Raw genomic sequence first — 26,290 nt, forward strand, 5'->3', positions numbered from 1 at the left:
ACAGGTACTCTCTGCGCCCAGTTTATACTTTAGTCTAATACCTGATACGTTATTTCTTCGGGTTGTTCGCCATAATAGTAGTGATAGAAATTGACTGCTTATAACGATATCAGCACTTCAGTTTTACTCATAAATTTTCAGTCCTTCTTCTTTATTAAAGGGAGGGCAATAAATGCGTAGTCGTAAGGAAGCTTCTATAATGCCCAGACAGTCGGCTCGGCGTTTTGCCACCAGCATTGTCACCGTTTCGCTACTTTTCGCTTTAGTGGGCTTTTCTTCGCCTACAAAAGCTTCACCTGCAGCCCTTACTCAAACTGTTCACGAACTCATTCAAAGCGGGGCTTTCGAGGATGCCGAGCGTCAAACTCTACTTGCCATTGAACAAGCCCATCAAAGCGGTACATTGTCGATAAGTACATTGTCGGCCAGTACGTTCTATGAGGTAGGGCAGCTATTACAAAGCGCATCCCGTTTCAATGTAGCAAACGATGCACTCTACGTTGCGTTAGATGGATTCACCCGCCATGGCCAACTTATTGATATGGCAAATACCTTACACCACCTTGGTACTTCGCAACGTTTTCTAGGGAACTATGAGCAATCTATTGGCTACCTTCGACGTGCCCAATCTATCGCGCAAACCCAAGGTGTCCTCCCGTTAAATGCGACCATTCAAATGGAAATTGGCCTTGTCCAAAAAGAACAAGGCCAAGTTCAGGCTGCTCTTTATACATTAAAAAAAGCATTAAGCTTATTTCGGGTACAACAAGATACAAAAAGTACTGGCCAAGGCCTCGCCACCATTGGTGATATATATGTCACATTAAATCAGTTTTCTGAGGCCAACACGTATTATCAAGACGCATTACAAATAGCGAAAACAAGTAATGACAAGCCGCTAACAGCTCAAATACTGGGTAAGATTGGCGCTTTGCTGTTACTGAAAGGCGATATTGAAGAAGCATCAGAAGCACTTACACACGCACTAACCCTATTAAAAGAGAATGGGGAGGCAAATGAAATTTCTACTACTCAGGCATGGTTAGGCGAAGCGCTGGTAAAAACCGGTGACACAGAGCAAGGCTTGATGTTGCTAGAGGAATCACTCGCGGTGGCTAAATCTACAGGCCAGCAAAAGTTGCTGCAACAAGCCCGCCTAGCATTAGCCAATGCAATGATGTCATTGCAACAGTTTGACGATGCGCTAGCGTACGCTAAAAATGGCACTATTGAAGCAAGACGGCGCGGAGATTTACGCAGCCAGCTGAACTTCTTATCGATTCAAGTGAAAGCCCTAGCAGCAAAGGGGGAGTTTAAGCGCGCATTAGATATTCAGTCGGTATTGCAAAATATACGAGAAGAGGTGCTGAGCTCAGGTAGCGAGGTCGCTATTGCGCAACTTCAAGCCGAAATAGAAATTGAGCGTCAAGCACAGTCTATTCAGGTATTACAGAAAACCAAACAACTTGCATTAGCTGAAGCCGAGCAAACTAATCTGCGCACGACATTGTTTTGGAGTACCTTAATTGCAGGGTTATTAACGCTTTTTCTCATTTGGAGCAGATACACTCAGCGCCAACAAACCATCAGGCTTCGCCGTGAAGTTAAGCAGCGAACAAAAGAGCTTGAACAAAAAAATTCTGAGCTACAAACAGCCTATAAAACCCTTGAGCAAGTGAGTCTGCATGATTCCCTGACAGGCTTGTATAACCGGCACTACCTTGAATCCCAATTGCCAGGTGAACTTAAGCGCAGTGCTCATGCGAACAAACATCAAGAAGGTCACAATGAACGCAACCAAGACCTGCTTTGCTTCTTAATAGACATCGACCATTTTAAACGTATTAATGATGAGCATGGCCATTTAGCGGGCGATAAAGTACTGAGTCAGTTCGCCGACGTCCTTCGAGAAGTTTTCAGGCAAACGGATTTACTTATTCGCTGGGGCGGCGAAGAGTTCTTGGTAATATGCCGTCACTCTATGCGAGATGACCTTCCCCAACTGGCCGAACGATGCCGCGCCGCAGTAAATGATAACGTGTTTCATATCGACGATACTCGCTCGCTTCGTGTTACCTGCAGTATCGGCTTTAGTATTCTTCCCCCTGTTGAACATGTGTCCTTCGAAGAAAGCTGGAAGAGCACCTTTTCAGTGGTAGATTATTGTTTATATGCCACCAAAATGTCTGGCCGCAATGGGTGGATTGGGGTTATCGATACCAATAAAGCCCTGATTGGCGATGTGCAAGACACCCCTCTCGATAAAAAATTTCATTTTAAGCAGTCATACATTTCTACATCATTTAACACGCTGTCGAGCATAAATTGGCCCGATGAGTAGGAGCGTACATTATGTATAAAGGTAGTTGCCAGTGTCAGGCCGTGCAATTTGAGTTGTCTGATATTAGCGAAGATGAGTTGGACGTAGAAACATTATCCTGCAGCGAAACGCTTAACCTCACCATCGCCGGTGCACGTGAGCATCTAGTGATAGATTGTGCGCCATCGATGCTAGGTGAGCTACAGCTATCGCCAAACAGCAAACAGTTTTTCTGTAATGAATGCTCGACGCCAATTTTTACCGAAGATGATCAGGGCAATATTGGGTTGCATGTCGCCTTTTACGGGCATGATTTATTAGCTAAACATCACAGCCAATACCATATTCCCTGAGCAGAGCCACTGTTTGAGTACCTCTGGAGACGCAGCATGGGTTTTGAGACATTGTGAGTTGTCGCAGTGAAGTTGTCACAGTGAAGCTGTCCCAACGAATCCGCTATAAGACTAGCGCGCTCGACCAAGCTTGTCGTAGTAACAGGTTATACCTAAATAGTGGCTTTATGAAGCCTATCGCACCTAAGGGTGCGATAGGCAAGAGCGTAGCATCAAACTACGCCTTTTCGATGAGTCTCACGCCGAACTTTTTAAGTCATCCAAGTGGTATTTATCAATAAGTGAGTACAAGGTTGGGCGCGTAACACCTAGCAATTCAGCGGTTTTAGACATATTTTTATCCGCTTGATGATACGCCCTACGAATTGCCTTACTTTCAGCAACCTCTCGTACCTCGCGAAGATTCAAGGTTTCAGACTCTCCACTACCATCTACCGCGAACAAACCTAAGTCATCAGGCTGTATGACTGTACCCTCGGCCATGATCACTGCCGATTTCAGCTTATTTTGCATTTCACGAATATTCCCAGGCCATTTGTGAGCCAGCATGGAATTAATCGCAGATTCAGAAAAGCTCTTTGCCTTGGCATTAAACTCTTCACGATAAATATTAAGGAAGGTACGGGCAAGCAAGATAATATCTTGATCTCTATCTCGCAACGGCGGGATCATAATGGGAATTTCACCAACACGGTAATATAAATCTTCCCTAAAACGCTCTTCTGCCACCATGGTTTGCAAATCTCTGTGGGTCGCACAAATAACCCTAATATCCACAGGAATTTCGGCACGGCCCCCCACTCGCTCAATAACACGTTCTTGTAAAAAACGTAGCATTTTGGCTTGCAGTCCGATAGGCATATCGCCAATTTCATCTAGAAATAGCGTGCCACCTTGGGCGGTTTCAATTTTACCTAGGGTCGTTTTATTGGCGCCAGTAAATGCGCCTTTCTCGTAACCGAAAAGCTCACTTTCCAAAAGATTTTCAGGAATAGATGCACAGTTAATGGCAACAAACGGTTTATCTTTACGAGGGCTGTGTTCATGGATGCTGCGAGCAAACACCTCTTTACCCGTTCCACTTTCACCTAGCAGTAACGTACTCACATCGGTATTCGCTATTTTTTCAGCTTTACGCACTACCGTTTGAATAGACTCACTGTTACCAATGATACGGCTCATACCTGTGCGCACTTTGGATAAAATGCTGTTTTCTAACTCTAATTTCGCCAAATTAAGCGCGCGATACACGAGTAGCTTTATGGTGTCAGAATCTATGGGTTTTTGGTAAAAGTCGTAGGCACCGAAGTTGATAGCTTTAAGTGCATTCTCTTTTTCGTTGTTACCGGTGACAACAATGACCTTGGTTCTAGGCGCTAAGGAAATAATATCTTGTAGAATTCTCAAGCCTTCCGACGCATTTGCTGGGTCGGGTGGCAGCCCTAAATCTAGTGTCACGACTTTAGGTTCGTAACGGCGCAGTTGCGCAATTGCCGAGGTATGATCGTCAGCAAAAACAACGTCGTAGTCGGTTAAGCTCCACTTTAATTGTTTCTGAATACCTAAATCGTCATCTACCACTAAAACGGTATCTGTCATCAGTCTGTTCCTGTGTTACTTCGTCCATATCAACATAGGTTGGTTGTCATCGCTCACTTTGCTCAATTCAGCGTAAATGCTAGCGTAAAACAACTCCCTTTCCCTGGTTCACTTTGAACGCTTATTTTCCCACCAATAGATTCAATGTACGTTTTCGCATCGTACGCACCAATCCCCATTCCTGCGTTACCTTTCGTGGTATCGAAAGGTGTAAACAAGCGAGTATCGATGAAGTCTTGATCCATCCCGGTTCCTGTGTCCTCTATCATTACATATTGAACACGGTTTTGGATGTCATGCGTTAGTACAATATCTATTTCGCCGCTATCTTCGGTTGCTTGTTGCGCATTACTTATTAGGTGATAGAAAACATTGGCGACTTTTTCTTTATCAATTAATACCGGCTCTTCGCTGCTGCAGTGCACTTTAGGGGCGGGAAGAAGCCCCATGCATCGGTTTGCCACTACATCATTAATAATATGCGATAACGAGCACGAAGTGTGAGCCCCATCATCATTAATCTTTTTATCCGTTAATTGCTTTAACATTTTATCCATACGCGCTTTGGTATGTTCCAATGTTTCAAATGTGTCTTCAATAAACTCGGGGTTGTGTTTATGCTGCTGCGCGTTGGCCAAGATCAAATCGACTTGTGCCATCACATTCTTCAAATCATGCACAACAAACGCTGACATTCTATTAAACGCAGCAAACTGGGCATTTTCCGCTACCAGCTTTGAAGCTTCATGATGGAACACAAACATACTTACCTGCTCGGTGATAGCATTGAGATAATCTCTCACTTCCCAATTTAAGCTCAGTCGTTCTTTATCACCAGCCGCAAGGATGGCGAAGCCCCAAATTTCATCATTTTTGTAAAATGGAAGATAAAGCTGATAGCCCCATTCTTTCAAAATAGCTCTGTCGATTTGTAGCCCTTTATAATGAAATGGCTTTGCCTGGTATTCGTGTACATCAATTAACCAGGTATTAGACGCACAATACTCTGTTAGCGCACTAATAATGGTTAAGTCATCACGGGTGTCTGGTAATGGGTTAACTTGTGCCAACTGCTCGAAGTCGTTATTTACCCGTTTAAACAATTTGCCAGAGTCATATTCGATTGCTTCAAGTATGCCGCGAAGTGCACTTTCGTGAACGGTATTAGGGGCGTCCATTGAGCTAGACAGTGTTTTGGTTAGCTTTATCCACTCTACGCGGTAGTCAAACTGATTAGCAAAAAAGTGCTTGGTAATAAAGACCTTACACTTGGTTCTAAAAGAGTTAGACAAAAATACGGTAACCAGCAGGGCAAGCGACAGTACTACCAAGATAGTTTGCACCATGGCGCCCCAGTTTCCACCTACGTAGCTGATGGCGTAGCCAATAATGGCCATAATGAAAAGGTAAGCGCCTGCAACCAATAATAAAGAGCTGTGTAGTACTACATCCCTAGAAATGAATATATCAACGCCCCAGTGCTTTATACGTCGAATGGCAATAACTAAAAATGGAATAAGCAGGAAATAGATATAGCCACGAGCCGCAATATAATTAACCTCAACCTGATTCACCATGGTGGCATTGGCGTAAGTAACGAAATCAAAAAGGTGGGTAGCGCCAAGATATAAAATTAAAGGCTTATATGCCCATTGATCGGCATCCGCTTGACGGTAAATAACTTCCAATAAGATAAGCACTTCAAGGGCCAGAATAATCAGCATCAGATAACGCCACGAGGCGTCAATCCACAAGACGTGGGGCAGCACCAAGGCTATGCAGCCGGGAAGTAGTATAAAAAGCGTTGTTGGGCGGCGCAGAACATCGAACAGGTTGGTGAAATTATTTTTCAGGCACCCAGCTAAAAAGAGCAACCATGCCACTTGCCTGAGCGCATCAATAGTGAGCAACCAGGAAAGGCTGATGGGACCAAACAGTGCCGTTATCATGCTAGTAGACCAGAACAGCGTAGTGGCTGTTGCCAAAATCAACAAGTGATTAGCTAACCCAGGCTTTCGTACTGCGAAAAGTAATAGCATTAACAGTAAGTAAGCCAGACTGTTAAGGGCATAGCCTATATCTGAAATCATCCCTATTTATTCTCACCCGGTTTTTATTGTTTTTTGAGGTTCTGTTTTTAAAGTTCTGGTGTTAGCAGGTGGTGCTGACAGCAAACTAGGTTACTGCCAGCTTAGGCTAATCGCCTACCGTTTTTTAAGTAACAATGACCCAATTGAATAACCGGCTCCAAAAGAGCACAACACACCAATATCACCGGCGACTAAATCTTCATGGTTCAGTCCAAAAGCAATCACAGATCCTGCTGATGCCGTATTAGCATATTCATCTAGAACAATAGGTGCTTCATCAGCATTAGCATCGCGCCCCAATAAACGCTTTATGATCAGCGTATTCATGTTGATATTCGCTTGATGCAACCACCAACGTCTTACGTCTGTCGCCGTTAACTGATGTCTGTCTAAGTGGCTTTCTATGTGATTTGCTGCCATTGGACACACTTCTTTAAATACCTTACGCCCTGCTTGATGAAAGAGCTTATCTGCGCCATAAGGGTCGACATCTTCTGTACGCGTAATGTAACCGAAGTTTGAGCGAATGTTATTTGAAAACTTAGTTACCGCGTTTGTACTCATAACATCGTAACTGTGTTTGCTATTCACAGTTTCAGCTGTTTCTAATACCGTCGCTGTCGCTACGTCACCAAAAATAAAGTGGCTGTCTCTGTCGGTATAATTAATTTGCGGTGACACTAATTCAGGGTTTATTACCAATACACACTTAGCATTACCGGCACTTAGCATTTCGTACGCGCGGTGCATACCAAAAGTGGCGGCAGAGCACGCCACTAGCATATCGAAACCAAAGCCTTCAATGCCTAGCGCTTCTTGCACTTCAATCGCAATAGCTGGATAAGCACGTTGTGTATAGGCGCAAGATACAATAACGGCATCAACGTCTTGGGCGGTTTTATTTGCAGAAGCCAACGCCAATTTGGCTGCTTCTACTGCTATTTCCGCTTGGTGAGATAGCGCTTCATCTTCACGAGCCTCAATTTTGGGCTTCATGCGCGAAATATCAAGCGCACCTTCTTTTTGGTAAATATATCGGCTTTTAATACCTGACGCTTTTTCAATGAACTCGGCACTAGAATAAGGTTTTGCAGTAACCTGCTGTGCTTCTATTTCCGCTTTATGCTCTTCGTTATACGAATCAACATACGCATTATAACTATCTACCAGTTCCTGATTTGTAATACTGCTTTCAGGGTGCCAAACACCCACACCGCTAACAACGATCTGTTGAGACATCTGCATTCTCTTTTTCTATTATTTCTGTTTAAGCCATACGGCCATGACATAACGGAGAAATAGGATAAGTGAAATCCGACAGACTGTTAGCAGGCAACCACAATCTGTGCTCAGACAATTTGAGCGCTACTACGCTGCACTTATCGTTTCAATGTTAATACGTATAGTTATAGCTTAACTCAAACCATCCCTTATGTAATCACCGCTCAACGATTTACCCTAGGCATAAAATGTACACGTTTTTTTGTTTACATAAAAAAACGGCGCCAAGGGCGCCGTTTCATCACAGGTTTCTAACCAGTGTTTTTGCTCACTATTTTCTACTTATTACCGCGTTTCACTTAGTTTTGCGTGATTTGCCACACCGTAACAGTGCCGCTGACTTCGTTACCTACAAGTAACAATGGAACGCCGCTTGCGCTGTTTTCTGCGCTAACAAATACAAGGCTTTCAGGCGCCAAATCACCAATAACGTCAGACGCTGATAACCCTTCTGTTAAATCGCGATTGATAATGTAATCGGCAAACTGAACATCGTAAGGGTTGGTCACATCGTATACGAATATACCGCCCATCCGTTCCGTACCAACAAACGCATAAGTTCTATCACCTATAACACCTATGGTTAATGCTTCAGGCTCAGGTCCTTTATTTTCAGAACGAGAATCACCTTCGTTTTCATCATCACCATTATTGAATGACGCCCCATGCACTGATGCAGTAATTCGTTCAAAATCATCGCCTGAATCGTAAACCGCTAAACCGTTTTGATCCCAAATGGTAAATGAACGTGAACCATACGCATAAGCTGCATCATATTCACCGTTACCATCCGCATCGCCCATTGCATTAGTGACACGTAAATCATCTGCTTCGCCATTGGCTTGTAAGTCAGCAAGTTCAGAATTCGCTTCTGCCGTTAAGTCTTCAACTTTAACTTCGTCGATATAAGCTAAACAGCCATCGTCCTCATCAAACTCTAGTCCACCTTCACTTAGGCAGGTTGCTTCATCAGCAGAGTCAAAGAAATATTCACGCGCGTCACCTTCATTCGCTGTCACGATAAAAGTGGCATCTTTCCAAGAGTAATTGGCAATAGTATCGGGCTGATATACACCGTAAAGGCCATCATACTGACCAAAACTTACGCTGCCATCTTCTTGAATATCAATATTCAAGTCAGACCAACTTTTTACACCCAAGCCAACAATTTCTACGGTTAGTTCTTCAAGATCAAGAATGGCTAAACCGTTGTTTTCTTGCAGGCTGACGTACGCTACATCGTTAGTCGCCGTAATATATTCTGGTTCTAAATCTTGAGCCACAGTGGTAGCAATATCTACACCTTTAATCGTACGGCCACTTGGGTTAGGGAACATCATTCCCTGTGCAACCAAGTCGTCTTGACTGCCGTTAAAGCCCGTGAAGCTCACTGAGGTCGCTGTTTCTTCAGGCTCACCACTTGCTAGAATATTAATTACCGAGATAGAACCTTCTGGGTCAATCGTGTAATCATCTGAAGGCTCCCCTTCATTGGCTACTAATACTTTTCCGCCATCTGGCGTAAAAGTCACCATGTCAGGCAGGGCGCCAACAACGACTGAATCTAAAAATACTGGTGCAGAAGTGTCTAACCCATTATAGAAAAGTACGTAGCCGTTATCTGTTTTCACATCAGCAGGCACTGCAACAGCCATTAGGTCGCCACTAATAGCAATACTAGTGAGGCTTCCTAACGTTACGCCGTCAATATCAGCAGGTAGCGTAATATCACTCACTGTAAGGTTGGTCGTATTGATTGGGTCGCTCATAGCAGTAGTACTTACTGTATCAGCGGCAATAACTGCGATGGCATTGGTTTCACCGTTGGTGGCATAAATAGTTTGGGTGTCAGCATGATATTGCACGATTTCTGCCGACGTTAGGTTACCCAAAAAAGCGCGGGCAACAACGTCAAGAGAAACACCTAAAGATGCATCGCTACCGTCAACACCGTCGGCGCCATCTGACCCCGCTTCACCTTGCTCGCCCTGAGGGCCTTGAGCACCTGTTTCACCTTGTGCACCATCATCGCCATCTAGACCACAGCCGGTAAGAGCCGCTGAGATAAGAAGCGCTAAGACGCCGTATTTGAATTTTGACTGCGCAGACATTTAATTTCCTTTTTATCATGTTGTTACGCCAAACCTCAGCTTGCCAACTAGGCTGTTTAATTCTCGCTTTCAGTACGGGAACGAACCGATGGCATACAATGTAGATTTAGCTATTATTTTTAATTACATCTGTATATAAGCTAGAGCCAGTGTATGACACAAATATTAATTTGGCAAAAGGGTAAATTTACAAATGAATAACACCCCAATTTGTAGTATTAATAGAAGCTAATATTGGTCTGCTCTTACGCACTGTACGTAACAAACAATAAGAGTCGTAACTCACTAATATTTCTCTATTTCGCGACAACAAGGATTAAAATATGAAATTGAGGTTTACCGCATCAATCGCCGCAGTAGCCCTTGCAGTGACAGCGTGTGCTACATCGCCCACAGGTCGTAATCAGGTACTCTTATATTCTGAATCCCAACTGGAAGAAATGGGCGACCAAGCATTTAGCGGAATGAAAGAAGAACTTAAAATCTCAAACAAAGCTGTTCAAAATAGCTATGTTGAATGCGTCGCCAATGCGATCACCGCGAAGGTCCCTAATAGTGTGTTCGATGGTACATGGGAAGTTGTGGTATTTGACGATGAGCAGGTTAATGCCTTTGCTTTGCCTGGGGGGAAAATTGGTGTTTATACAGGGTTATTAAATGTAGCTGAAAACCAACACCAGCTTGCGGCAGTCATCGGCCATGAAGTGGGTCATGTAATTGCAGAACATGGTAATGAGCGTATGTCTCAATCAACGCTTATCAATATGGGCACCCAAGCAGCAGGTGCAGCTTTGGCGATGAACGAAGTTTCTCAAACGGCTCCTATCATGGCAGCCATTGGTTTAGGGTTACAAGTTGGGGTTCAACTACCGTTTAGCCGTACCCATGAGTCTGAAGCCGATGTTATTGGCCTTCAATTAATGGCTATGTCAGGCTTTGACCCTCGCCAATCCGTAAACTTATGGCAGAACATGGATGCGGCAAGTAATGGCGAACGCCCCTTAGAGTTACTTTCTACTCACCCTGCCCCGCAAACACGGATTAGCAACTTGCAAGCAAACATGAACGCTGCGTACACTGATTACCAGGCATCGGCGTATAGACCTAACTGTGGCTAGTTATTCAACGTCGCTAACGTAAAATAGAGCAAAAAAAACGCCACATTAATGTGGCGTTTTTGTATCAGGGAATAAAATCTTATTCGCTGTCGTTTTTGTGAAGGTGTACATCCATTTGTGGGAACGGAATTGAAATACCTTCTTGGTCGAAGCGAAGTTTAACTTGCTCAGTGAAGTCAAACTTAACGCCCCAGAAGTCAGACGCTTTACACCATGGACGAACCACGAAGTTAACGCTGCTATCAGCCAATTCAGAAACGGCAACAGTAGGTGCTGGCTCGCTGAGGATACGCTCATCGGCACGAACCATTTCATTAAGGATTTCTTTCGCTTTGCGCAAGTCTGCGTCATAACCAATACCAACAACCATATCAACACGACGTGTTTCTTTCGCTGAATAGTTAGTAATGTTATTGCTGTAAATGCCACCATTAGGAACAATAATTTCTTTGTTATCTGGTGTAGCCATTGTAGTAGTGAAAATGCCAATCTTATTGATTGTACCCGCAGTTCCAGCAGCTTCAACGAAATCGCCTGATTTGAAAGGCTTAAATACAAGAAGCATTACGCCAGCAGCAAAGTTTTTCAGTGAGTCTTGCAGTGACAAACCAATAGCTAAACCGGCAGCACCTAATATTGCAACAAGCGAGGTGGTATCGACACCAAGTTGGTTTAGCGACGCCACAATAACGAACAACATCAAAATAGCGCTAATAATGGCTTCTAAGAAGTCCACCAACATTGCATCGTACTTTGATTTTGCCATTAAACGGCGGAATAAAGATAGGATGAACCCTACAACGATTCGACCAATAACGTAGATAACAATCGCCATGGCAATATTAATGCCCCATGGGATTGCATAATCGTTAATGTAGCGTTCAACATCACTCGATGAGAATAATGATAAATTTTCTTCCATAATTTTGTCCTTGTTTTATCAATCGTAGTGTAAGCCGATTCAAAGTAGCAGGCTTTTAGAACTACGCCAACGACTTTGATGCACAAATAGCCATTTTTGGCCCAAAGTCTAATATTCACGTGGCCTACAGGCAATAAATATTATCCTAAAGTCGACTTTTTTCCTGCTAATTATTTCTTCAGAATTGTTTTCGAGCTGTTTAAACTTATTGTCGTAAATTCGTCATTAGGGTGTCATTTAAGCAATCTAATCTCAATGGCTCGTCAAGTTAGTTAGTAGCACCGAATAGCGAATCAGCCATAACGGACTATCGAAAACTTTACGAGAATTGATGATTTTTCCATCTAATTGGTGTAGAGTTTTTAGTCAAAATAAGCAGGATGCTTTAAAAAGTCTGCAAAGCGCTGAAAAACATTTAAAAAGAATGTGAACCGGACATGACGTTAGCAGGTATTGCTATTGTCAATTTTGTACAGCTTAGCAAATAGAATAAAAGGAATAATCTATGTTTTACTTTATATTACTGGCAATTATCGTAGCAGCATTGTTCTTGTATTCTTTGAGAACAGATAAAGGCGAACATACCAAGTACGCACGAAAGGACGGGCAAGCAGTACCTCCTCATCAAAACGAAACGCAAAACACCACTTCAACACCTTCGGCAGCTTAATTAACCCTAGTGCTATCAAAGCTATCGTAAATCTCAAAAAAATAGCTTTTTACAACGCATTGTAGCGATTTTCAGCTACGATGCGTTGCATCCACTTGCTCTAGACAAGTATCATATCTACATTATCCGCCATTTTTAGTTTCCCAATGCGCATACCGAGAATTTATTACCCCAACCCAATTCCTCTTGAAGAAGAATTTCAGTTAACTGAAGAAGCTGGGCATCACATTGCCAGTGTGCTTCGTTTGAAAGCGAATCATCCTATCGTATTATTTAACGGTGACGGCAACGAGTACAGCGCACAGATAATTAATGCTCAAAGAAAAAAGGTTTTTGTAGAGGCCGATGCGTGTTTAACGCTGTCAAAAGAATCATCGCTAAATATACATTTAGGCCAAGGTGTATCTAAAGGTGACCGAATGGATACGGTGCTGCAAAAAAGTGTAGAGCTTGGTGTTACCGAAATTACGCCTATTTTGTCCGAACGATGTACAGTTAAATTAGATGAAGCCAGGTGGGAAAAAAAGCTGCTGCAATGGCAAAAGATCATCATCGGTGCATGTGAGCAAAGTGGCAGAAATACACTGCCCTCGCTTAACCCGCCAATTGCCCTTAACAAATGGTTATCTGAATCAACCTCGAGTTCGCGGTTAGTATTGGCGCCGGGTGCAGAGAAGCCATTGGCCCGTCAACCATATAACTCTCAAGGCTTTCGTTTATTGATAGGTCCAGAGGGCGGACTTTCTGAAGGCGAAATTCACCAAGCTAATGAAAGCGGATTTACATCGTGCAGTTTAGGGCCTCGAATACTGCGTACTGAAACTGCCGCCATTAGCAGTATTAGCATTCTGCAAGCCCAGCATGGCGATTTTTAGGCGGGCAGTTTACGCAAGCTTTACAGGTTAATGATTAGAAAGTTTGGTTTTTTCGATACTTGATCTAAATGCTGAATGCCCCCACTTAAGTTTTAGTGGTATTCATACCTAAACCAACTTCGACAAATAAAATGCACCAACAGCCAACTATCACAATCAGTGCGTAATGCTGTTGGCAATTTATCTACCTTTATCAAAGAGTGAGAACATACATGCACTACACCCTTGGCGTGATTATGGATCCTATCGCGGTGATTAAGCCGCATAAAGACACCAGCTTAGCAATGATGCTTGAAGCCCAGCGCCGTGGCGCAACCGTACTGTACTTCGAACTTAAAGATATCTTTATAAACAACGGTAAGCCAATGGGGCTGGCTAGAACCATTACCGTGCGTGATCAAGCAACTGACTTTTACACCCTAGGTGAAGAACATACTGTTTCACTAGGCGACATTGATGTGTTGCTAATGCGCAAGGATCCGCCCTTCGACAGCGAGTTTTTGTATGCTACCCATATATTATCGCTTGCCCAGGACGAAGGCGCGCTGGTTGTAAATAATCCGCAAGCGCTTCGAGACTACAACGAAAAATTATTTACCTCTTTGTTTCCTGAGCACATTCCTAACACATTGGTAACCAATAATCAGAAGCTTATTCGTGATTTTCATGCAAAGCATCAAGATATTATTTGTAAGCCTTTGGATGGAATGGGCGGTGCTTCAATTTTCAGAGTGAAGCCAGATGGAAATAACTTAGGCGTGATCATTGAAACGCTAACCAATTTAGGCAAACGTTACATGATGGTTCAAGAATACTTGCCACAAATTAAGGATGGCGATAAACGTATTCTTATTGTGGACGGTGAAGTGATTCCTTATTGCTTGGCGCGCTTACCCACCAAGGGGGAGACTCGTGGCAATCTGGCAGCAGGCGGAACAGGCAGACCCCAAGAAATTTCAGAAACTGATCGTGCGTTAGCTGAAGCTGTTGCTCCCACATTACGAGAGAATAATATTTTATTTGTTGGGCTCGACGTGATTGGCGAAAAAATCACAGAAATAAACATTACTAGCCCAACATGCGTAAGAGAGATAGAGGGTCATTATAATATTAATATTATGGCCTCGTTATTCGACGCAATTGAAAAGCGCCTTACAACTAAGTAGCGTTTTGCACTAACTGTAAGTAAGTGAGAAGTAGAGGAAACAATGACAGAACTGAAAAGTTTACAAAACCACTTTCTAGTAGCGATGCCTTCGCTAGATGACCCGTATTTTTCTCGCTCTCTCACTTATATTTGCGAACACAACAAAGACGGTGCCATGGGGCTGGTAATCAATCAGCCTTCAACTATGAACTTAAAAGAACTGCTCGAGCAAACCGACAAAGACTTAACCGTGGCGGAAGACAAAGCCGAGCAAATTATTCTTGCCGGCGGGCCGGTAAGCCAAGAACGAGGGTTCGTTCTGCATTCCAGTCAAAGTGGCTGGGACTCAAGCTTAGCCTTATCGCCTGACGTTATGATCACCACTTCAAAAGATATTTTATCAGCAATAGGCACTAACACTGGGCCAGATTCATCGATTATCGCGTTAGGTTATGCGGGCTGGACTGCTGGGCAACTTGAACAGGAAATGCAAGATAACTCGTGGCTAACCATAGAGGCCGATGACGACATTTTGTTTAACACGCCTATTCATAAAAAATGGCAAGCAGCGGTAAATAAACTTGGTGTAGATGTGTGGCAACTCGCACCAGGAGCCGGACATGCCTGATATTGGCAGTAGAACAGTATTAGCCTTCGACTTCGGTACAAAAAGTATTGGAGTTGCAGTAGGACAAGAAATTACCGGTACGGCGTCACCGCTAGCCGCACTGAAAGCCCGCGATGGTATTCCAGATTGGAATGTTATTGAAAAGCTTTATGAAGAGTGGCAACCGCAGCTTGTGGTGGTGGGTTTACCGCTGAATATGGATGGCACCGAGCAAGAAGTTACACAGCGCGCCAAAAAATTCGCCAATCGCTTACATGGTAGATTCAAAGTAGCAGTAGATTTATGCGATGAAAGGCTTACCACAACGGATGCAAAATCTATGTTGTTCGAACTTGGCGGCTATAAAAAGCTAACCAAAGAAAAAATAGACAGCGTATCGGCCTGCGTGATTTTTACCAGCTGGGTTGAAAACCAATACGGCGACTAGTTTCTCGCCGTTATTTGGACACCCACCTTTTCCGTTAGTTGGACACCCATTTATTTAGGCTGTGATCACCTTTTCCGTTAGCTGGACACCCACCTTTTTATGTAACTGCGCCGTTATTTGCGTTAGCTGGACACCCACCTTTTTATGTAACTGCGCCGTTATTTGGACACCCACCTTTTAAAAGATTTGGAGTTCCTTTTTATCATCACTTCTTTTAAGACAGCCACAATTTCAATCATTACCTCTTGGACACCCACAGTTTCAATCACGAATTAATGAATAAGAAAATCAGAAACCCGTAATGCTAAAATCATTACCTCTCGGACACCCACAATTTCAATCACGAATTAATGAATAAGAAAACCAGAAACCCGCAATGCTAAGGTCTACTTTCTCCGCACTTCCAGCAGGTATCAAAAGCTTCGCCGTTTGGTTCATTACAATGTCCGCACACCCATGGAAATTTCTCAGCTGGTTCGTGGCTGTCCATGAGAGAATTCACAACTTTATTGGCTCTGGTAGACCAAGATTCATCTATTAACCAAAGTTCGGGTTGTGACTCTTGCCATGGCAGTTCACCCATCGCCCCACCTGCAAATTCGTTTTTCACTAGGTAAGGTATAGAAAGCGCATCGAGTTCACTCTTTACCGACTGAAGTAAGAAAGGGTCTGAAGACGTAAAAAGCTTAATCAAGAGTTTTAGTCATCCATATCGATTGAGACATTCGATAATGTGCCCAAGCTCGATCCATCGTTAGAATCTAGCTTAATCATTAGGCGCAAATCATTGGGAGAATCAGCATGGTGTAAGGCTTGGTCTAAATCAATACTACCCTCGCGATATAAATCGTACAACGCCATATCGAAACTTTGCATGCCTAACTCTTTGCCCTTTTTCATGGCTTCTTTCAAGCTACCTATTTCATTGCGTTGAATAAGGTCGCTCACTAGAGGAGAGTTTAATAGTATTTCAATTGCCGCTACCCTTCCCTCGCCGTCTTTGGTTGGAAGAAGTTGTTGTGCCACTATAGCTTTTATATTTTGGCTTAAGTCAAAACGTAACTTGTCATGTTGGTCTTTTGGCGCTAAATGCATAATGCGCTCAATTGCTTGGTTAGCGTTGTTGGCATGGAGTGTTGCCACACATAAATGCCCCGTATCAGCGAACGACATGGCGTATTCCATTGTCTCCATTGAACGAATTTCACCAATAAGAATGACATCAGGCGCTTGCCGCAAGGAGCTTTTCAATGCATCGTCGAATGAGTGGGTGTCTATACCCACTTCACGCTGAGTTATCACGCAAGATTTATGCTCATGCACAAATTCAATAGGATCTTCAATAGTTAAAATATGCCCATAAGAATTACTATTTCGATGGCCGATAAGTGCGGCAAGCGAGGTCGATTTCCCCGTGCCTGTACCACCTACAAAAAGTACCAAGCCGCGCTTTGACATAATGATATCTTTTAACACCGAAGGTAAACCCAGGTCATCAACCTTAGGAATTTCGGTCACAATACGACGTACCACCATCCCGGCTTGATCTCGTTGCCAGAAGGCCGAACAACGAAAACGCCCTAGGCCTTCTCGTACAATGGCAAAATTACATTCCTTGGTAGTATGAAAAGCCTCTTTTTGCTTTTCATTCATAGCCTCATGAACAAGTGCTAATGCATCTTCATCATTAAATGAATTTTCCGAAATGGGAGTAAGCTTACCGTGCACTTTGGCGCTAACGGGAAAGCCCGCGGTAACGAATAAGTCAGAAGCAGATTTCTCTACCATTTTTTCTAAAAAGTTATCTAACATTACCCGTCCTTAAAAATTACTCATCGATTGCTTGTCTTTCGATTTAGCAGCGGCGTCTTCTTTAGAAATGGCACCTAATGCCAACAAGCGTTGTAAACACTGATCCATAGTTTGCATACCCGTAGCTTGCCCCGTTTGAATAACCGAATACATTTGAGGCACTTTATCTTCACGAATAAGATTTCGTATTGCAGGGATACCTACCATGATTTCATGCGCTGCGATTCGCCCTCCCCCTACTTTCTTCAACAGGGTTTGAGAAATTACAGCTCTTAGCGATTCAGACAACATAGAGCGCACCATCGCTTTTTCTTCGGCAGGAAACACATCAATAATACGGTCTATTGTTTTAGGTGCTGAGTTAGTATGTAGGGTGCCAAATACTAAATGCCCTGTTTCCGCGGCTGAAATAGCCAAGCGAATTGTTTCTAAATCACGTAACTCACCAACTAAAATAACATCTGGATCTTCACGTAATGCAGAGCGAAGTGCGTTACTGAAAGAGTGGGTGTCTCGATGGACTTCCCGTTGGTTTACAAGACTTAATTTATTTTCGTGCACAAACTCGATAGGATCTTCGATAGTAAGAATGTGCTCGCGCTTATGTGAATTGATATGGTCAACCATAGCAGCTAGGGTTGTACTCTTACCCGACCCTGTGGCGCCAGTGACTAGAACAATGCCGGTAGGTTGGTTGATTATTTCTTTGAATATTTCAGGCGCACCTAAATCATCAAGGGTAAGAACCGTGTTGGGGATAGTACGAAGCACAGCTGCTGCACCGCGATTTTGCACAAAAGCATTTACACGAAACCGCGACAAGCCACTAATTTCGAATGAGAAATCGGTTTCCAAGTTCTCTTCGTATTCTTTACGTTGCATGTCATTCATTATTTCATAAATAAGTGCATGGACTTGTTTATGATCTAATGCGGGTACATTAAGCTTACGCATTTCTCCGTCTACGCGGATAAGAGGTGGCAGACCTGCTGATAAGTGCAAATCTGACGCTTTATTTTTAACGCTGAAAGCCAAAAGTTCGGTAATATCCACAACAACTCCTCAAAAAGGTGAATAATGCAAACAATAGCAGAAAGACTCAATAGTGCACGACAGGATGTGAGCCTAGCTACTGCCAACGCTAATCGTCCACCAAATTCAGTTAAATTGCTAGCCGTGAGTAAAACTAAACCGGTATCGGATATTATGGCAGCGTATGAAGAGGGACAACGTACATTCGGCGAAAACTATATACAAGAAGGTGTAGATAAAATACAGCAGCTGTCTGCACTTAGTGATATTGAATGGCATATGATAGGCCCCATTCAATCAAATAAGACAAAAATAGTAGCCGAGCATTTTGATTGGGTACAATCCGTTGATAGGGAAAAAATAGCGCGTCGTTTGAATGACCAACGTCCGGCGGAGATGGCCCCCTTAAATGTATGTATTCAAGTGAATATAGATGATGAAGCAAGTAAGTCAGGTGTAAAACCTGAAGACGTAGATGAACTGGTGCGCTTTATTACCAAGCAGGACAAACTTTGCTTACGCGGGCTAATGGCAATTCCAAAAGCAAACCCAGACAGCCATGAACAAGCGCAAAGCTTAAGTGCTTTAAAGGAATTGTTCGACCGATACCATACAAACTTGACCAATTTTGATACCCTGTCCGTAGGAATGAGTAGTGATATGCAAAGCGCCATCGCTCATGGGTCTACCATGGTAAGAATTGGCACCGCAATCTTCGGCGCACGAAATTAGTTCCTACTATTTTTAACTGAACGCTGTTAGTTTTTTCAACTTACAATAGGATTCATATGCAACAAAAGAAATTGGCATTCATTGGCGCGGGCAACATGAGCCGCAGCATCATTAGTGGTTTAATTCAGTCTGGCTACGATAAGACACGCATTTTAGCGAGCAACCCGTCTACTCCGAAACTCGATAAGTTAAAAGAGGAATTCGGTATTCAAATTACCCAGTCTAATGATGAAGCCTGCCAATTTGCAGATGCTATTGTGTTAGCCGTGAAACCCCAGATGATGGGTGACATGTGCGCAGACCTTAAGCAGAACAATGACTTAACTGGCAAGCTATTCCTTAGTATCGCAGCTGGGTTACCCGTATCTCGATTACAAGAAATGCTAGGCGGTGAATATCCCGTTGTTCGTATTATGCCAAACACACCAAGCCTACTTGGTAAGGGTATGTCGGGCATGTATGCAGATAATACCGTGTCAGAAGATGACAGAACTTACGTTGATGATGTGATGAATAGCGTAGGTGAGACAGTATGGGTTGAAGAGGAAGACGGTATCAATGGCGTTATCGCTGCAGCTGGCAGTAGCCCTGCGTATTTCTTCTTGTTTTTACAAGCTATGCAAGAGGAAGCTATAAACATGGGCTTCGATAAAGCACAGTCACGTTTGATGGTACAACAAGCCATGTTAGGGGCCGCTGAAATGGTTTGTCACAATCCTGACCTTGAATTAAGTGAGCTTCGTGCCCAAGTTACTTCTAAAGGCGGCACTACAGCTGCGGCAGTCAATACCTTAATTGATCAAGGCTTGAGTGATATCGTAAGTAAAGCGATGCGCGCTGCGGTAGCTCGTGCTGAAGAAATGGCAAAACAGCTTTAACGTTTTTAGGAACATCAAAACATGAATGCAACGGTTTTTCTGGTAGATACACTATTTGGTTTGTATTTAATGGTGGTTATCTTACGCCTATGGTTGCAACTGGTTAGGGCTGATTTTTATAACCCTATGAGCCAGTTTATTGTAAAGGCCACTCACCCTATCGTGGGGCCGTTGCGCAGAATAATCCCTTCAATTGGTCGCTTCGACACTGCTACCTTTGTGCTGGCGCTTGTTGTTGCCGCGTTAAAAATAATCACGCTTTCGCTGATGGTCGGTGGCAGTTTGAATCCAGTAGGCATCGTAATAGTTGCGCTGATTGAAGTGGTAAAAGAAACGCTTTCTATCATGTTCTGGGTGTTGATTTTACGCGCCATTTTAAGTTGGGTATCACAGGGTCAAACGCCTATCGACTACCTTCTTTATCAACTAACTGAGCCTTTCTTAGCACCCATCAGAAAAGTTATACCGCCTTTAGGTGGTTTAGACTTATCTGTGCTGATTGCCATTATCGGACTACAGTTTTTACAATTGCTACTTCAAGACACATTCAGGTTCTTTTAAGCTGAACGTGCGGAGTGATAACATGAAAAAAATCAGTACATTACTTTTTGGTTTACTGGGTAGTTTGTTACTTATTACAAGTAGCGCAGCGTACGCTGAGCAAAAGCAACAATTAGGCGAGTGGGATGTACATTACATGGTAGTGAGTACTCCTTTTCTTACCCCTGAGGTCGCGGCCTCTTACGGCATAGTTCGTAGTAAGTTTAACGCCTTGGTCAATATTTCAGTACTAGACGCCGTAACAGGAACTGCTCAACGGGTATCGGTTTCTGGTACTGCTAAGAACTTGATAGGCACCACTAAGACACTCACCTTTAAAAAGGTAGAAGAAGGTGATGCTATTTACTACCTAGCAGTGCTGCCTTTTAGAGATAGAGAAAACTACCGGTTTAGTATTGATGTTCAGCGTGGGAATACCATGCAGACCTTGAATTTTAAACAAGAAATGTTTGTTGATGGCTAAGGTTTAAAGTAAGCCGAAAGCGCGAAACACGTAATATAATTTTGTAAAAATACTAATTGGCGAGTAGGCACCACTAAGACACTCACCTTTAAAAAGGTAGAAGAAGGTGATGCTATTTACTACCTAGCAGTGCTGCCTTTTAGAGATAGAGCGCTAAAAGGTTAGACACCCACCCAAACCATCCTCTTGTTCAGTATATTCAACAAGAGAAATACCTCAGTATCTTAATCACTATTTTGAGATTGAGCTCCCTTATGCCAAGCCCTAGAAAGTCATTAATCTGTTTACAGAACACGCCCTACTATCACTGCGTATCTCGGTGTGTAAGACGAGCATTTTTGTGTGGAGATGACCATTACACTGGGAAAAGTTACGAGCATCGACGTCAATGGGTTGAAGACCGGCTCATAGCATTAACGAACGTATTTTCAATTGATGTATGTGCCTATGCGGTAATGAGTAACCATACCCACTTGGTATTACATGTAGATAGAAACGAAGCCTTGTCGTGGACCACCGAGGAAGTATTAAGGCGTTGGCATTCTCTGCATAAGGGCACTGTGTTAACCCAGCAATATATGCAGCCTACACAGCGGGCATCACTTACAGAAGCTCAGATAACCACTATCATATCGACAGCAAATGTTTATAGACAACGGTTGTACGATATCAGTTGGTTTATGAGGTTGCTTAATGAGTTTATTGCTCGTGAAGCTAACAAGGAGGATGAGTGCACGGGGCGTTTTTGGGAAGGAAGGTTTAAATCTCAGGCTCTACTTGATGAAGCCGCATTGGCAGCGTGCATGGCTTATGTAGATTTAAATCCGCTACGTGCGGGTATCTCAAAGGCGCCAGAAAAATCTGAATTCACAAGCATTAAACATCGAATAGAGGCAGCACAATTTGGCCTCCAACCAGCGTTCCTTAAGCCTCTGGTGGGAAGTTCGTCACACGGCTTGAAAGGGTTGCCGTTTAATTTAGCTGATTATTTAACTTTGGTCGATGAAACTGCCAGGCAAATTAGTGCAGGTAAATCAGGCTACGTACTCCACAATGTCTCCCCAATTTTACAGCGTACCGGCTTGTCGCAAACAAATTGGAATAGTATGGTCGTTGGGATTGAAGCTATCTTTTCAAACTCTATTGGCCTATCGATTGCCCAACGTAAGCTAGCTCTTTCTAAAACTGGGTGATATCACACAGTTAAATCAAATTCGATAAAATAATGCGCGGCTAGGTGCACCCAAACCATATTTACCATCAGTTTTCTCTTGGTGCATGCCACACCTAGAACCTTTAGTGCTAGGTGAATATTCGCGACACCATTTTGTCTCACTAATGTTTGTTATCCGTCCTGGAAATCATAGTTCATCTGTCTCATAGCTCTAAAACTATGTTTGAAACTGTGGGTGTCTTAACATTATCTTCGATTTTTTATACCTCAATCCTTTACCCCCAAAGCATACTGGTAAATAATCTTAAGATACTGGTCGGGCTAGTTTATGGCTGTCCGAATAAAAATTATAACGAGAATAACCATGACCAACGCATACCCTCACTTACTTGAGCCCCTAGATCTCGGCTTCACCACGTTAAAAAACCGTACTTTAATGGGCTCTATGCACTTAGGCCTTGAAGAAGAAAAAGGCGGATTCGATAAGCTTGCAGCCTTTTACGCAGAACGAGCAAAAGGGGGTGTGGCACTTATCGTAACAGGGGGAATTAGCCCCAACATTTCTGGCTGGGTTGCCCCTTTCGCTGGCAGAATGACAGCCAAACGTCACGCAAAAAAGCACAGAGTAATTACTGAAGCCGTGCATGCTGAAGGCGGTAAAATTTGTATGCAAATTTTGCACTCTGGTCGTTACGGCTATCACCCTCTTGCCGTATCGGCTTCCCCTGTTAAGTCTCCAATTACGCCGTTTAAACCTCGCGCCTTATCTTCAAAAGCTGTGACATCCACAATTAAAGACTACGTTAGTTGTGCCGCTCTTGCGAAAGAAGCTGGTTACGATGGCGTAGAGGTGATGGGATCTGAAGGTTATTTAATTAACCAGTTCTTGGTAAAGCGTACTAATCATCGTGATGACGAATGGGGTGGGTGTCTAGAAAACAGGGTAAAAATAGCGGTCGATATCGTAAAAGGTATTCGTGAAAAGGTGGGCACTGACTTCATCATTATTTACCGCCTGTCGATGCTCGATTTGGTTGAAGGTGGCGCTAAATGGGATGAAGTTGTCTATCTTGCCAAAGCGATTGAAAAAGCTGGTGCTACACTTATTAATACCGGCATCGGTTGGCATGAAGCACGTGTTCCAACTATTTCGACTTCGGTGCCGCGCGCAGCCTTCACGTGGATAACACAGCGGATGAAAAAGGAAGTATCACTGCCGCTTGTTACAACAAACAGAATTAATACGCCTGAAGTGGCCGAAGGCGTTTTAGCCGATGGCCATGCAGACATGGTATCAATGGCAAGACCATTTTTAGCCGATTCACAGTTTGTAGCCAAAGCGATGCGCAATGAATCTCAACTAATTAACACCTGTATTGCGTGTAATCAAGCGTGCTTAGACCATGCATTTGAACAAAAACGTGCTAGCTGTTTAGTTAATCCGCAAGCCTGCTACGAAACAGAACTGACCTTTACTCCAGTAACACATAGTAAACGTATTGCAGTGGTTGGAGCTGGCCCTGCTGGGCTTGCATTTGCTATGTATGCTGCAGATAGAGGCCATCAAGTCATCTTGTTCGACAAAGCAAGTGAGCTTGGTGGGCAGTTCAACTACGCAAAACAAGTACCAGGCAAAGAAGAGTTTTATGAAACTATTCGCTACTTCAGCAATCAACTTGAACGGACTGGGGTTACCGTAACCCTTAATACCGATGTTACCTGTGAATTTCTTACTGAAAGCGGTTTTGATGAGGTGGTATTGGCTACTGGTATCAACCCTAGAAGCCTAACTATCGAAGGTGCTGACCATTCTAAAGTCATGAGTTATATAGATGTGCTACGCGACCACAAGGCTGTGGGGCAAAAAGTCGCTATTATTGGAGCGGGCGGCATCGGTTTCGATGTGGCCGAGTATTTAGTTGAAGACGAAGACCTATCGCTCAATACTGATAAGTGGCTGTCTCATTGGGGGATTGATAAAAACTATACCAATGAAGGCGCGCTCACCGAGAAATCTTATACTCCTTCAAGCCGAGAAGTATTCTTACTTCAACGTAAGACATCCAAAGTTGGCAAGGGCTTGGGTAAAACAACAGGTTGGATCCACCGACAATCCTTGAAGCTGCATAATGTGCAAATGGTGAATGGTGTAAGTTACGAGAAGGTTGATGATGAAGGTTTACATGTTCTAATAAATGATAAACCGAAATGCTTAGCCGTAGACAACGTTATCGTGTGTGCAGGACAAGAACCGTTTAAGCCTTTGCAAGCACCGCTGGAGGCTGCCGGTGTGAGTGTCCACATTATTGGTGGTGCAGATGTAGCCGCTGAACTTGATGCGAAGCGTGCTATTCGCCAAGGTGCAGAGTTAGCCGCTAAAATTTAAAGTTGATTGCACTTAAAGGTGGGTGTCTCAGTTTAGTTTTATAAAAAGATGGGAAGCTAATTAGCTTCCCTTCCTTATATTTCTTATATATCTACTAGAACTGATCGAACATAATCGTATTACCGTCTGGATCTTTTACTACGCAATGCCCTGGCCCTTCATCGCCTTTGACTGGCACATCTATTTCAATGCCTTTATCCTTCAAGCGCTGCTCAAGTTCACGCACATCAGTGGGATTGAAGGTTAAAATATTGCCCTCAAACATACCCTCGAACAAACCAATCATGGTTTGCCCACTTTTCATGATAACCCATTTCTCTTCTACCGAACCGCACGACGGCATGGCCTCAAAGCCAAGCGTTTCATAAAACGCTTTCGAGATGGCAATATCACTGACCGCTAAACTTAACGAAAAAAGCCCAGGTTGCACTGTGTTCTCCTAAGAATCTAACAGAATGAATTACATACTGTAGATAAGTGCACAAGCAAGATCACTGTATTTGGTCGCAAAACGTTCAATTATTCCGCTAAGTTAGTGTTGCCACTCTTTTGCTAGCACAACCGCTTCGCCGCCTTCTACTTTCACTTCTTTACGCGACTCTTTGCCTTGACTGTCCACCGCATAAAACTCATAAACGGTTATTCCCGTGCCATGCTGAATACTTTCAATAATGCGCTTTGCTTCGAAATCAGGTGAAGATTGTTTTAATGCCCCACTAACATTTTCAGGCAGCTGAGACCAGACTAAGTCTCTTTGTACCTCTACTACTTTCCATTCGTCAGCCACTTGTAGCATATCGAACTCAATTTCTCTGCCATCGGCCAATACGCCTTCAACATCAAGATAAGTCTTGCCATGTTTCAGTTCTTTTTCTACTTCATTTACTGTGAAAGATGGCTCAATGGCTTTGATAGCAGTTAACGCATTATCTGGAATATCACTAATACTCATACCAACTTTTTCGTTTAACGTGGCACCAATTTTAGTTTGTTCGCCATGATTAGCTTTTGGCGCAACGCTTTCCCCCACTTCTAAACGCGTGAACGTCACACTGGCGTAATCGCCATTTGCCTTATCTTCTTCCCAGTTGCCTGTTCCTAAACACGCCGGATACCAGAAACCAGGGTCATCTTTAGTACTACATTGGTTATAAGCACCAGCTTTAAAGTAATTCCAATCTAACGTGTAGCCGTATGGATGGTCGTGCTTATCAAGTTTACCGTTAGCGTCTACGGCATTCGCGAGGTTGATTTTATATTCAACGGTTTCATGTCCATCAGCTTCGAAAGTTAAATACATCACATCACCGTGAACATTTACTACGTAACTCAGAGCTTCACCTAAGGCTAATCCTGCTTCACCAGGATCTTCAGGATTTGTCCATAAGTTACCCCACACTGGATAAGCAATATCTCTTCGATTAGCGTCATCTTTGGGAAGGTTTCTTTCATAGGTCCAAAATACCGAGCCCTTGTCGTGATTCGGCCATTTCTTGTAATAAATCTTAAGCGGTTCGTTCCCCCATCCAAAACCTTTTACCTTTTTCTCCCATTTACTGGCATGTATTTGACCGATAACCACTGAATAGGCTGGTGCTTTTTCAGGGTATTTCGCGCGCAGAGCTACATGGTTTACTTTTAAGGTAGCTTCCATCTTGCCGCCTATTCGCCCGAAGCGTTTCGCTATAGGGTTACTAAGGCGTGTTGATCT

The 26,290-nt window shown here is 43.4% G+C and carries 23 protein-coding genes and 2 pseudogenes; 15 read left to right on the forward strand and 10 right to left on the reverse strand.

Features of this window, described 5'->3' with window-relative positions:
- Positions 1-172: 172 nt before the first annotated feature.
- Together C7Y69_RS18710 and C7Y69_RS18715 are read left to right on the forward strand one after the other, a co-directional pair.
- On the forward strand, positions 173-2,341 hold the full coding sequence (locus C7Y69_RS18710; protein WP_260563730.1) for a GGDEF domain-containing protein: 2,169 nt from the start codon (positions 173-175) through the stop codon (positions 2,339-2,341).
- An 11-nt stretch (positions 2,342-2,352) separates the two neighbouring features.
- On the forward strand, positions 2,353-2,673 hold the full coding sequence (locus C7Y69_RS18715) for a hypothetical protein (RefSeq protein WP_013782918.1): 321 nt from the start codon (positions 2,353-2,355) through the stop codon (positions 2,671-2,673).
- Positions 2,674-2,910: 237 nt separating this feature from the next.
- On the opposite strand, the gene prsR is transcribed toward C7Y69_RS18715, so the two are convergent.
- The 4 genes from prsR to C7Y69_RS18735 all read right to left on the reverse strand — a co-directional run bounded on the left by prsR (position 2,911) and on the right by C7Y69_RS18735 (position 9,754).
- Positions 2,911-4,272, reverse strand: a complete 1,362-nt coding sequence (gene prsR / locus C7Y69_RS18720) for a PEP-CTERM-box response regulator transcription factor (RefSeq protein WP_013782917.1) — start codon at positions 4,270-4,272, stop codon at positions 2,911-2,913.
- Positions 4,273-4,334: 62 nt separating this feature from the next.
- Positions 4,335-6,362 carry an XrtA/PEP-CTERM system histidine kinase PrsK gene (gene prsK / locus C7Y69_RS18725; RefSeq protein ID WP_126873791.1) on the reverse strand — a complete coding sequence of 676 codons (2,028 nt, stop codon included), beginning with the start codon at positions 6,360-6,362 and terminating at the stop codon, positions 4,335-4,337.
- Between the two features lie 114 nt (positions 6,363-6,476).
- The gene (locus C7Y69_RS18730) at positions 6,477-7,601 is read right to left on the reverse strand and encodes a beta-ketoacyl-ACP synthase III (protein ID WP_126873792.1); all 1,125 of its coding nucleotides are present in this window, start codon (positions 7,599-7,601) and stop codon (positions 6,477-6,479) included.
- A 341-nt stretch (positions 7,602-7,942) separates the two neighbouring features.
- A complete protein-coding gene (locus tag C7Y69_RS18735) occupies positions 7,943-9,754 on the reverse strand; it encodes a choice-of-anchor I family protein (protein WP_126873793.1) in 1,812 nt (603 codons plus the stop codon).
- Between the two features lie 323 nt (positions 9,755-10,077).
- Here C7Y69_RS18735 and C7Y69_RS18740 point away from each other — a divergent pair, with 323 nt between their 5' ends.
- Positions 10,078-10,872, forward strand: coding sequence for a M48 family metallopeptidase (locus tag C7Y69_RS18740; RefSeq protein WP_013782913.1), 795 nt, complete (start codon positions 10,078-10,080; stop codon positions 10,870-10,872).
- A gap of 79 nt (positions 10,873-10,951) precedes the next feature.
- Here C7Y69_RS18740 and C7Y69_RS18745 read toward each other — a convergent pair whose 3' ends face one another.
- Complete coding sequence (locus C7Y69_RS18745; protein WP_013782912.1) at positions 10,952-11,794, reverse strand: mechanosensitive ion channel family protein; 843 nt, start codon at positions 11,792-11,794, stop codon at positions 10,952-10,954.
- A gap of 505 nt (positions 11,795-12,299) precedes the next feature.
- Between C7Y69_RS18745 and C7Y69_RS21635 the strand changes: the two genes are divergently transcribed.
- From C7Y69_RS21635 to ruvX, 5 genes are all read left to right on the forward strand, one after another.
- On the forward strand, positions 12,300-12,464 hold the full coding sequence (locus C7Y69_RS21635; RefSeq protein ID WP_013782911.1) for a hypothetical protein: 165 nt from the start codon (positions 12,300-12,302) through the stop codon (positions 12,462-12,464).
- Between the two features lie 146 nt (positions 12,465-12,610).
- Complete coding sequence (locus C7Y69_RS18750) at positions 12,611-13,339, forward strand: 16S rRNA (uracil(1498)-N(3))-methyltransferase (protein ID WP_013782910.1); 729 nt, start codon at positions 12,611-12,613, stop codon at positions 13,337-13,339.
- 212 nt (positions 13,340-13,551) lie between these two features.
- Positions 13,552-14,505, forward strand: coding sequence for a glutathione synthase (gene gshB / locus C7Y69_RS18755; protein WP_013782909.1), 954 nt, complete (start codon positions 13,552-13,554; stop codon positions 14,503-14,505).
- A gap of 42 nt (positions 14,506-14,547) precedes the next feature.
- A complete protein-coding gene (locus C7Y69_RS18760; protein WP_013782908.1) occupies positions 14,548-15,114 on the forward strand; it encodes a YqgE/AlgH family protein in 567 nt (188 codons plus the stop codon).
- The gene (gene ruvX, locus C7Y69_RS18765) at positions 15,107-15,541 is read left to right on the forward strand and encodes a Holliday junction resolvase RuvX (protein ID WP_013782907.1); all 435 of its coding nucleotides are present in this window, start codon (positions 15,107-15,109) and stop codon (positions 15,539-15,541) included. Before C7Y69_RS18760 ends, ruvX begins: the two co-directional genes overlap by 8 nt.
- A gap of 379 nt (positions 15,542-15,920) precedes the next feature.
- Here ruvX and C7Y69_RS18770 read toward each other — a convergent pair whose 3' ends face one another.
- Genes C7Y69_RS18770 through C7Y69_RS18780 form a run of 3 tightly spaced genes read right to left on the reverse strand, consistent with a single transcriptional unit; the run spans position 15,921 to position 18,406 of the window.
- A complete protein-coding gene (locus C7Y69_RS18770; protein WP_013782906.1) occupies positions 15,921-16,235 on the reverse strand; it encodes a DUF2007 domain-containing protein in 315 nt (104 codons plus the stop codon).
- 5 nt (positions 16,236-16,240) lie between these two features.
- The gene (locus C7Y69_RS18775) at positions 16,241-17,353 is read right to left on the reverse strand and encodes a PilT/PilU family type 4a pilus ATPase (protein ID WP_126873794.1); all 1,113 of its coding nucleotides are present in this window, start codon (positions 17,351-17,353) and stop codon (positions 16,241-16,243) included.
- Positions 17,354-17,362: 9 nt separating this feature from the next.
- The gene (locus C7Y69_RS18780; protein ID WP_057789891.1) at positions 17,363-18,406 is read right to left on the reverse strand and encodes a type IV pilus twitching motility protein PilT; all 1,044 of its coding nucleotides are present in this window, start codon (positions 18,404-18,406) and stop codon (positions 17,363-17,365) included.
- A gap of 24 nt (positions 18,407-18,430) precedes the next feature.
- On the opposite strand from C7Y69_RS18780, the gene C7Y69_RS18785 reads away from it, so the two are divergent.
- The 7 genes and pseudogenes from C7Y69_RS18785 to C7Y69_RS18815 all read left to right on the forward strand — a co-directional run bounded on the left by C7Y69_RS18785 (position 18,431) and on the right by C7Y69_RS18815 (position 24,579).
- Positions 18,431-19,117 (forward strand): YggS family pyridoxal phosphate-dependent enzyme, encoded by a 687-nt coding sequence (locus C7Y69_RS18785; RefSeq protein ID WP_126873795.1) that lies wholly within the window; start codon positions 18,431-18,433, stop codon positions 19,115-19,117.
- A gap of 56 nt (positions 19,118-19,173) precedes the next feature.
- Positions 19,174-19,995 (forward strand): pyrroline-5-carboxylate reductase, encoded by an 822-nt coding sequence (gene proC / locus C7Y69_RS18790; protein ID WP_013782902.1) that lies wholly within the window; start codon positions 19,174-19,176, stop codon positions 19,993-19,995.
- A gap of 21 nt (positions 19,996-20,016) precedes the next feature.
- A complete protein-coding gene (locus C7Y69_RS18795) occupies positions 20,017-20,556 on the forward strand; it encodes a YggT family protein (protein ID WP_013782901.1) in 540 nt (179 codons plus the stop codon).
- Between the two features lie 22 nt (positions 20,557-20,578).
- The gene (locus C7Y69_RS18800; protein ID WP_013782900.1) at positions 20,579-21,019 is read left to right on the forward strand and encodes a DUF4426 domain-containing protein; all 441 of its coding nucleotides are present in this window, start codon (positions 20,579-20,581) and stop codon (positions 21,017-21,019) included.
- Positions 21,020-21,082: 63 nt separating this feature from the next.
- Positions 21,083-21,169: pseudogene (locus C7Y69_RS18805) on the forward strand (DUF4426 domain-containing protein); the annotation flags it as partial.
- A gap of 188 nt (positions 21,170-21,357) precedes the next feature.
- Positions 21,358-22,212, forward strand: coding sequence for a hypothetical protein (locus C7Y69_RS18810; RefSeq protein ID WP_013782899.1), 855 nt, complete (start codon positions 21,358-21,360; stop codon positions 22,210-22,212).
- Between the two features lie 345 nt (positions 22,213-22,557).
- Positions 22,558-24,579: an NADPH-dependent 2,4-dienoyl-CoA reductase gene (locus C7Y69_RS18815; RefSeq protein WP_126873796.1), complete on the forward strand. Its 2,022-nt coding sequence runs from the start codon at positions 22,558-22,560 to the stop codon at positions 24,577-24,579.
- A 94-nt stretch (positions 24,580-24,673) separates the two neighbouring features.
- Here C7Y69_RS18815 and C7Y69_RS18820 read toward each other — a convergent pair whose 3' ends face one another.
- Together C7Y69_RS18820 and C7Y69_RS21990 are read right to left on the reverse strand one after the other, a co-directional pair.
- Positions 24,674-25,009, reverse strand: a complete 336-nt coding sequence (locus tag C7Y69_RS18820; RefSeq protein WP_013782897.1) for a VOC family protein — start codon at positions 25,007-25,009, stop codon at positions 24,674-24,676.
- Positions 25,010-25,588: 579 nt separating this feature from the next.
- Positions 25,589-26,290 (reverse strand): annotated as a pseudogene (locus tag C7Y69_RS21990) (polysaccharide lyase family 7 protein); the annotation flags it as partial.

The organism is Alteromonas sp. KS69, assembly GCF_003989595.1.
GTDB lineage: Bacteria > Pseudomonadota > Gammaproteobacteria > Enterobacterales > Alteromonadaceae > Alteromonas > Alteromonas naphthalenivorans.

Bases quoted from the DNA above. Each gene is read 5' to 3' on its own strand.
- C7Y69_RS18710 (WP_260563730.1), top strand. From the start codon at position 173: ATGCGTAGTCGTAAGGAAGCTTCTATAATGCCCAGACAGTCGGCTCGG.
- C7Y69_RS18715 (WP_013782918.1), top strand. From the start codon at position 2,353: ATGTATAAAGGTAGTTGCCAGTGTCAGGCCGTGCAATTTGAGTTGTCT.
- prsR (WP_013782917.1), bottom strand. From the start codon at position 4,272: ATGACAGATACCGTTTTAGTGGTAGATGACGATTTAGGTATTCAGAAA.
- prsK (WP_126873791.1), bottom strand. From the start codon at position 6,362: ATGATTTCAGATATAGGCTATGCCCTTAACAGTCTGGCTTACTTACTG.
- C7Y69_RS18730 (WP_126873792.1), bottom strand. From the start codon at position 7,601: ATGTCTCAACAGATCGTTGTTAGCGGTGTGGGTGTTTGGCACCCTGAA.
- C7Y69_RS18735 (WP_126873793.1), bottom strand. From the start codon at position 9,754: ATGTCTGCGCAGTCAAAATTCAAATACGGCGTCTTAGCGCTTCTTATC.
- C7Y69_RS18740 (WP_013782913.1), top strand. From the start codon at position 10,078: ATGAAATTGAGGTTTACCGCATCAATCGCCGCAGTAGCCCTTGCAGTG.
- C7Y69_RS18745 (WP_013782912.1), bottom strand. From the start codon at position 11,794: ATGGAAGAAAATTTATCATTATTCTCATCGAGTGATGTTGAACGCTAC.
- C7Y69_RS21635 (WP_013782911.1), top strand. From the start codon at position 12,300: ATGTTTTACTTTATATTACTGGCAATTATCGTAGCAGCATTGTTCTTG.
- C7Y69_RS18750 (WP_013782910.1), top strand. From the start codon at position 12,611: ATGCGCATACCGAGAATTTATTACCCCAACCCAATTCCTCTTGAAGAA.
- gshB (WP_013782909.1), top strand. From the start codon at position 13,552: ATGCACTACACCCTTGGCGTGATTATGGATCCTATCGCGGTGATTAAG.
- C7Y69_RS18760 (WP_013782908.1), top strand. From the start codon at position 14,548: ATGACAGAACTGAAAAGTTTACAAAACCACTTTCTAGTAGCGATGCCT.
- ruvX (WP_013782907.1), top strand. From the start codon at position 15,107: ATGCCTGATATTGGCAGTAGAACAGTATTAGCCTTCGACTTCGGTACA.
- C7Y69_RS18775 (WP_126873794.1), bottom strand. From the start codon at position 17,353: ATGTTAGATAACTTTTTAGAAAAAATGGTAGAGAAATCTGCTTCTGAC.
- C7Y69_RS18785 (WP_126873795.1), top strand. From the start codon at position 18,431: ATGCAAACAATAGCAGAAAGACTCAATAGTGCACGACAGGATGTGAGC.
- proC (WP_013782902.1), top strand. From the start codon at position 19,174: ATGCAACAAAAGAAATTGGCATTCATTGGCGCGGGCAACATGAGCCGC.
- C7Y69_RS18795 (WP_013782901.1), top strand. From the start codon at position 20,017: ATGAATGCAACGGTTTTTCTGGTAGATACACTATTTGGTTTGTATTTA.
- C7Y69_RS18800 (WP_013782900.1), top strand. From the start codon at position 20,579: ATGAAAAAAATCAGTACATTACTTTTTGGTTTACTGGGTAGTTTGTTA.
- C7Y69_RS18815 (WP_126873796.1), top strand. From the start codon at position 22,558: ATGACCAACGCATACCCTCACTTACTTGAGCCCCTAGATCTCGGCTTC.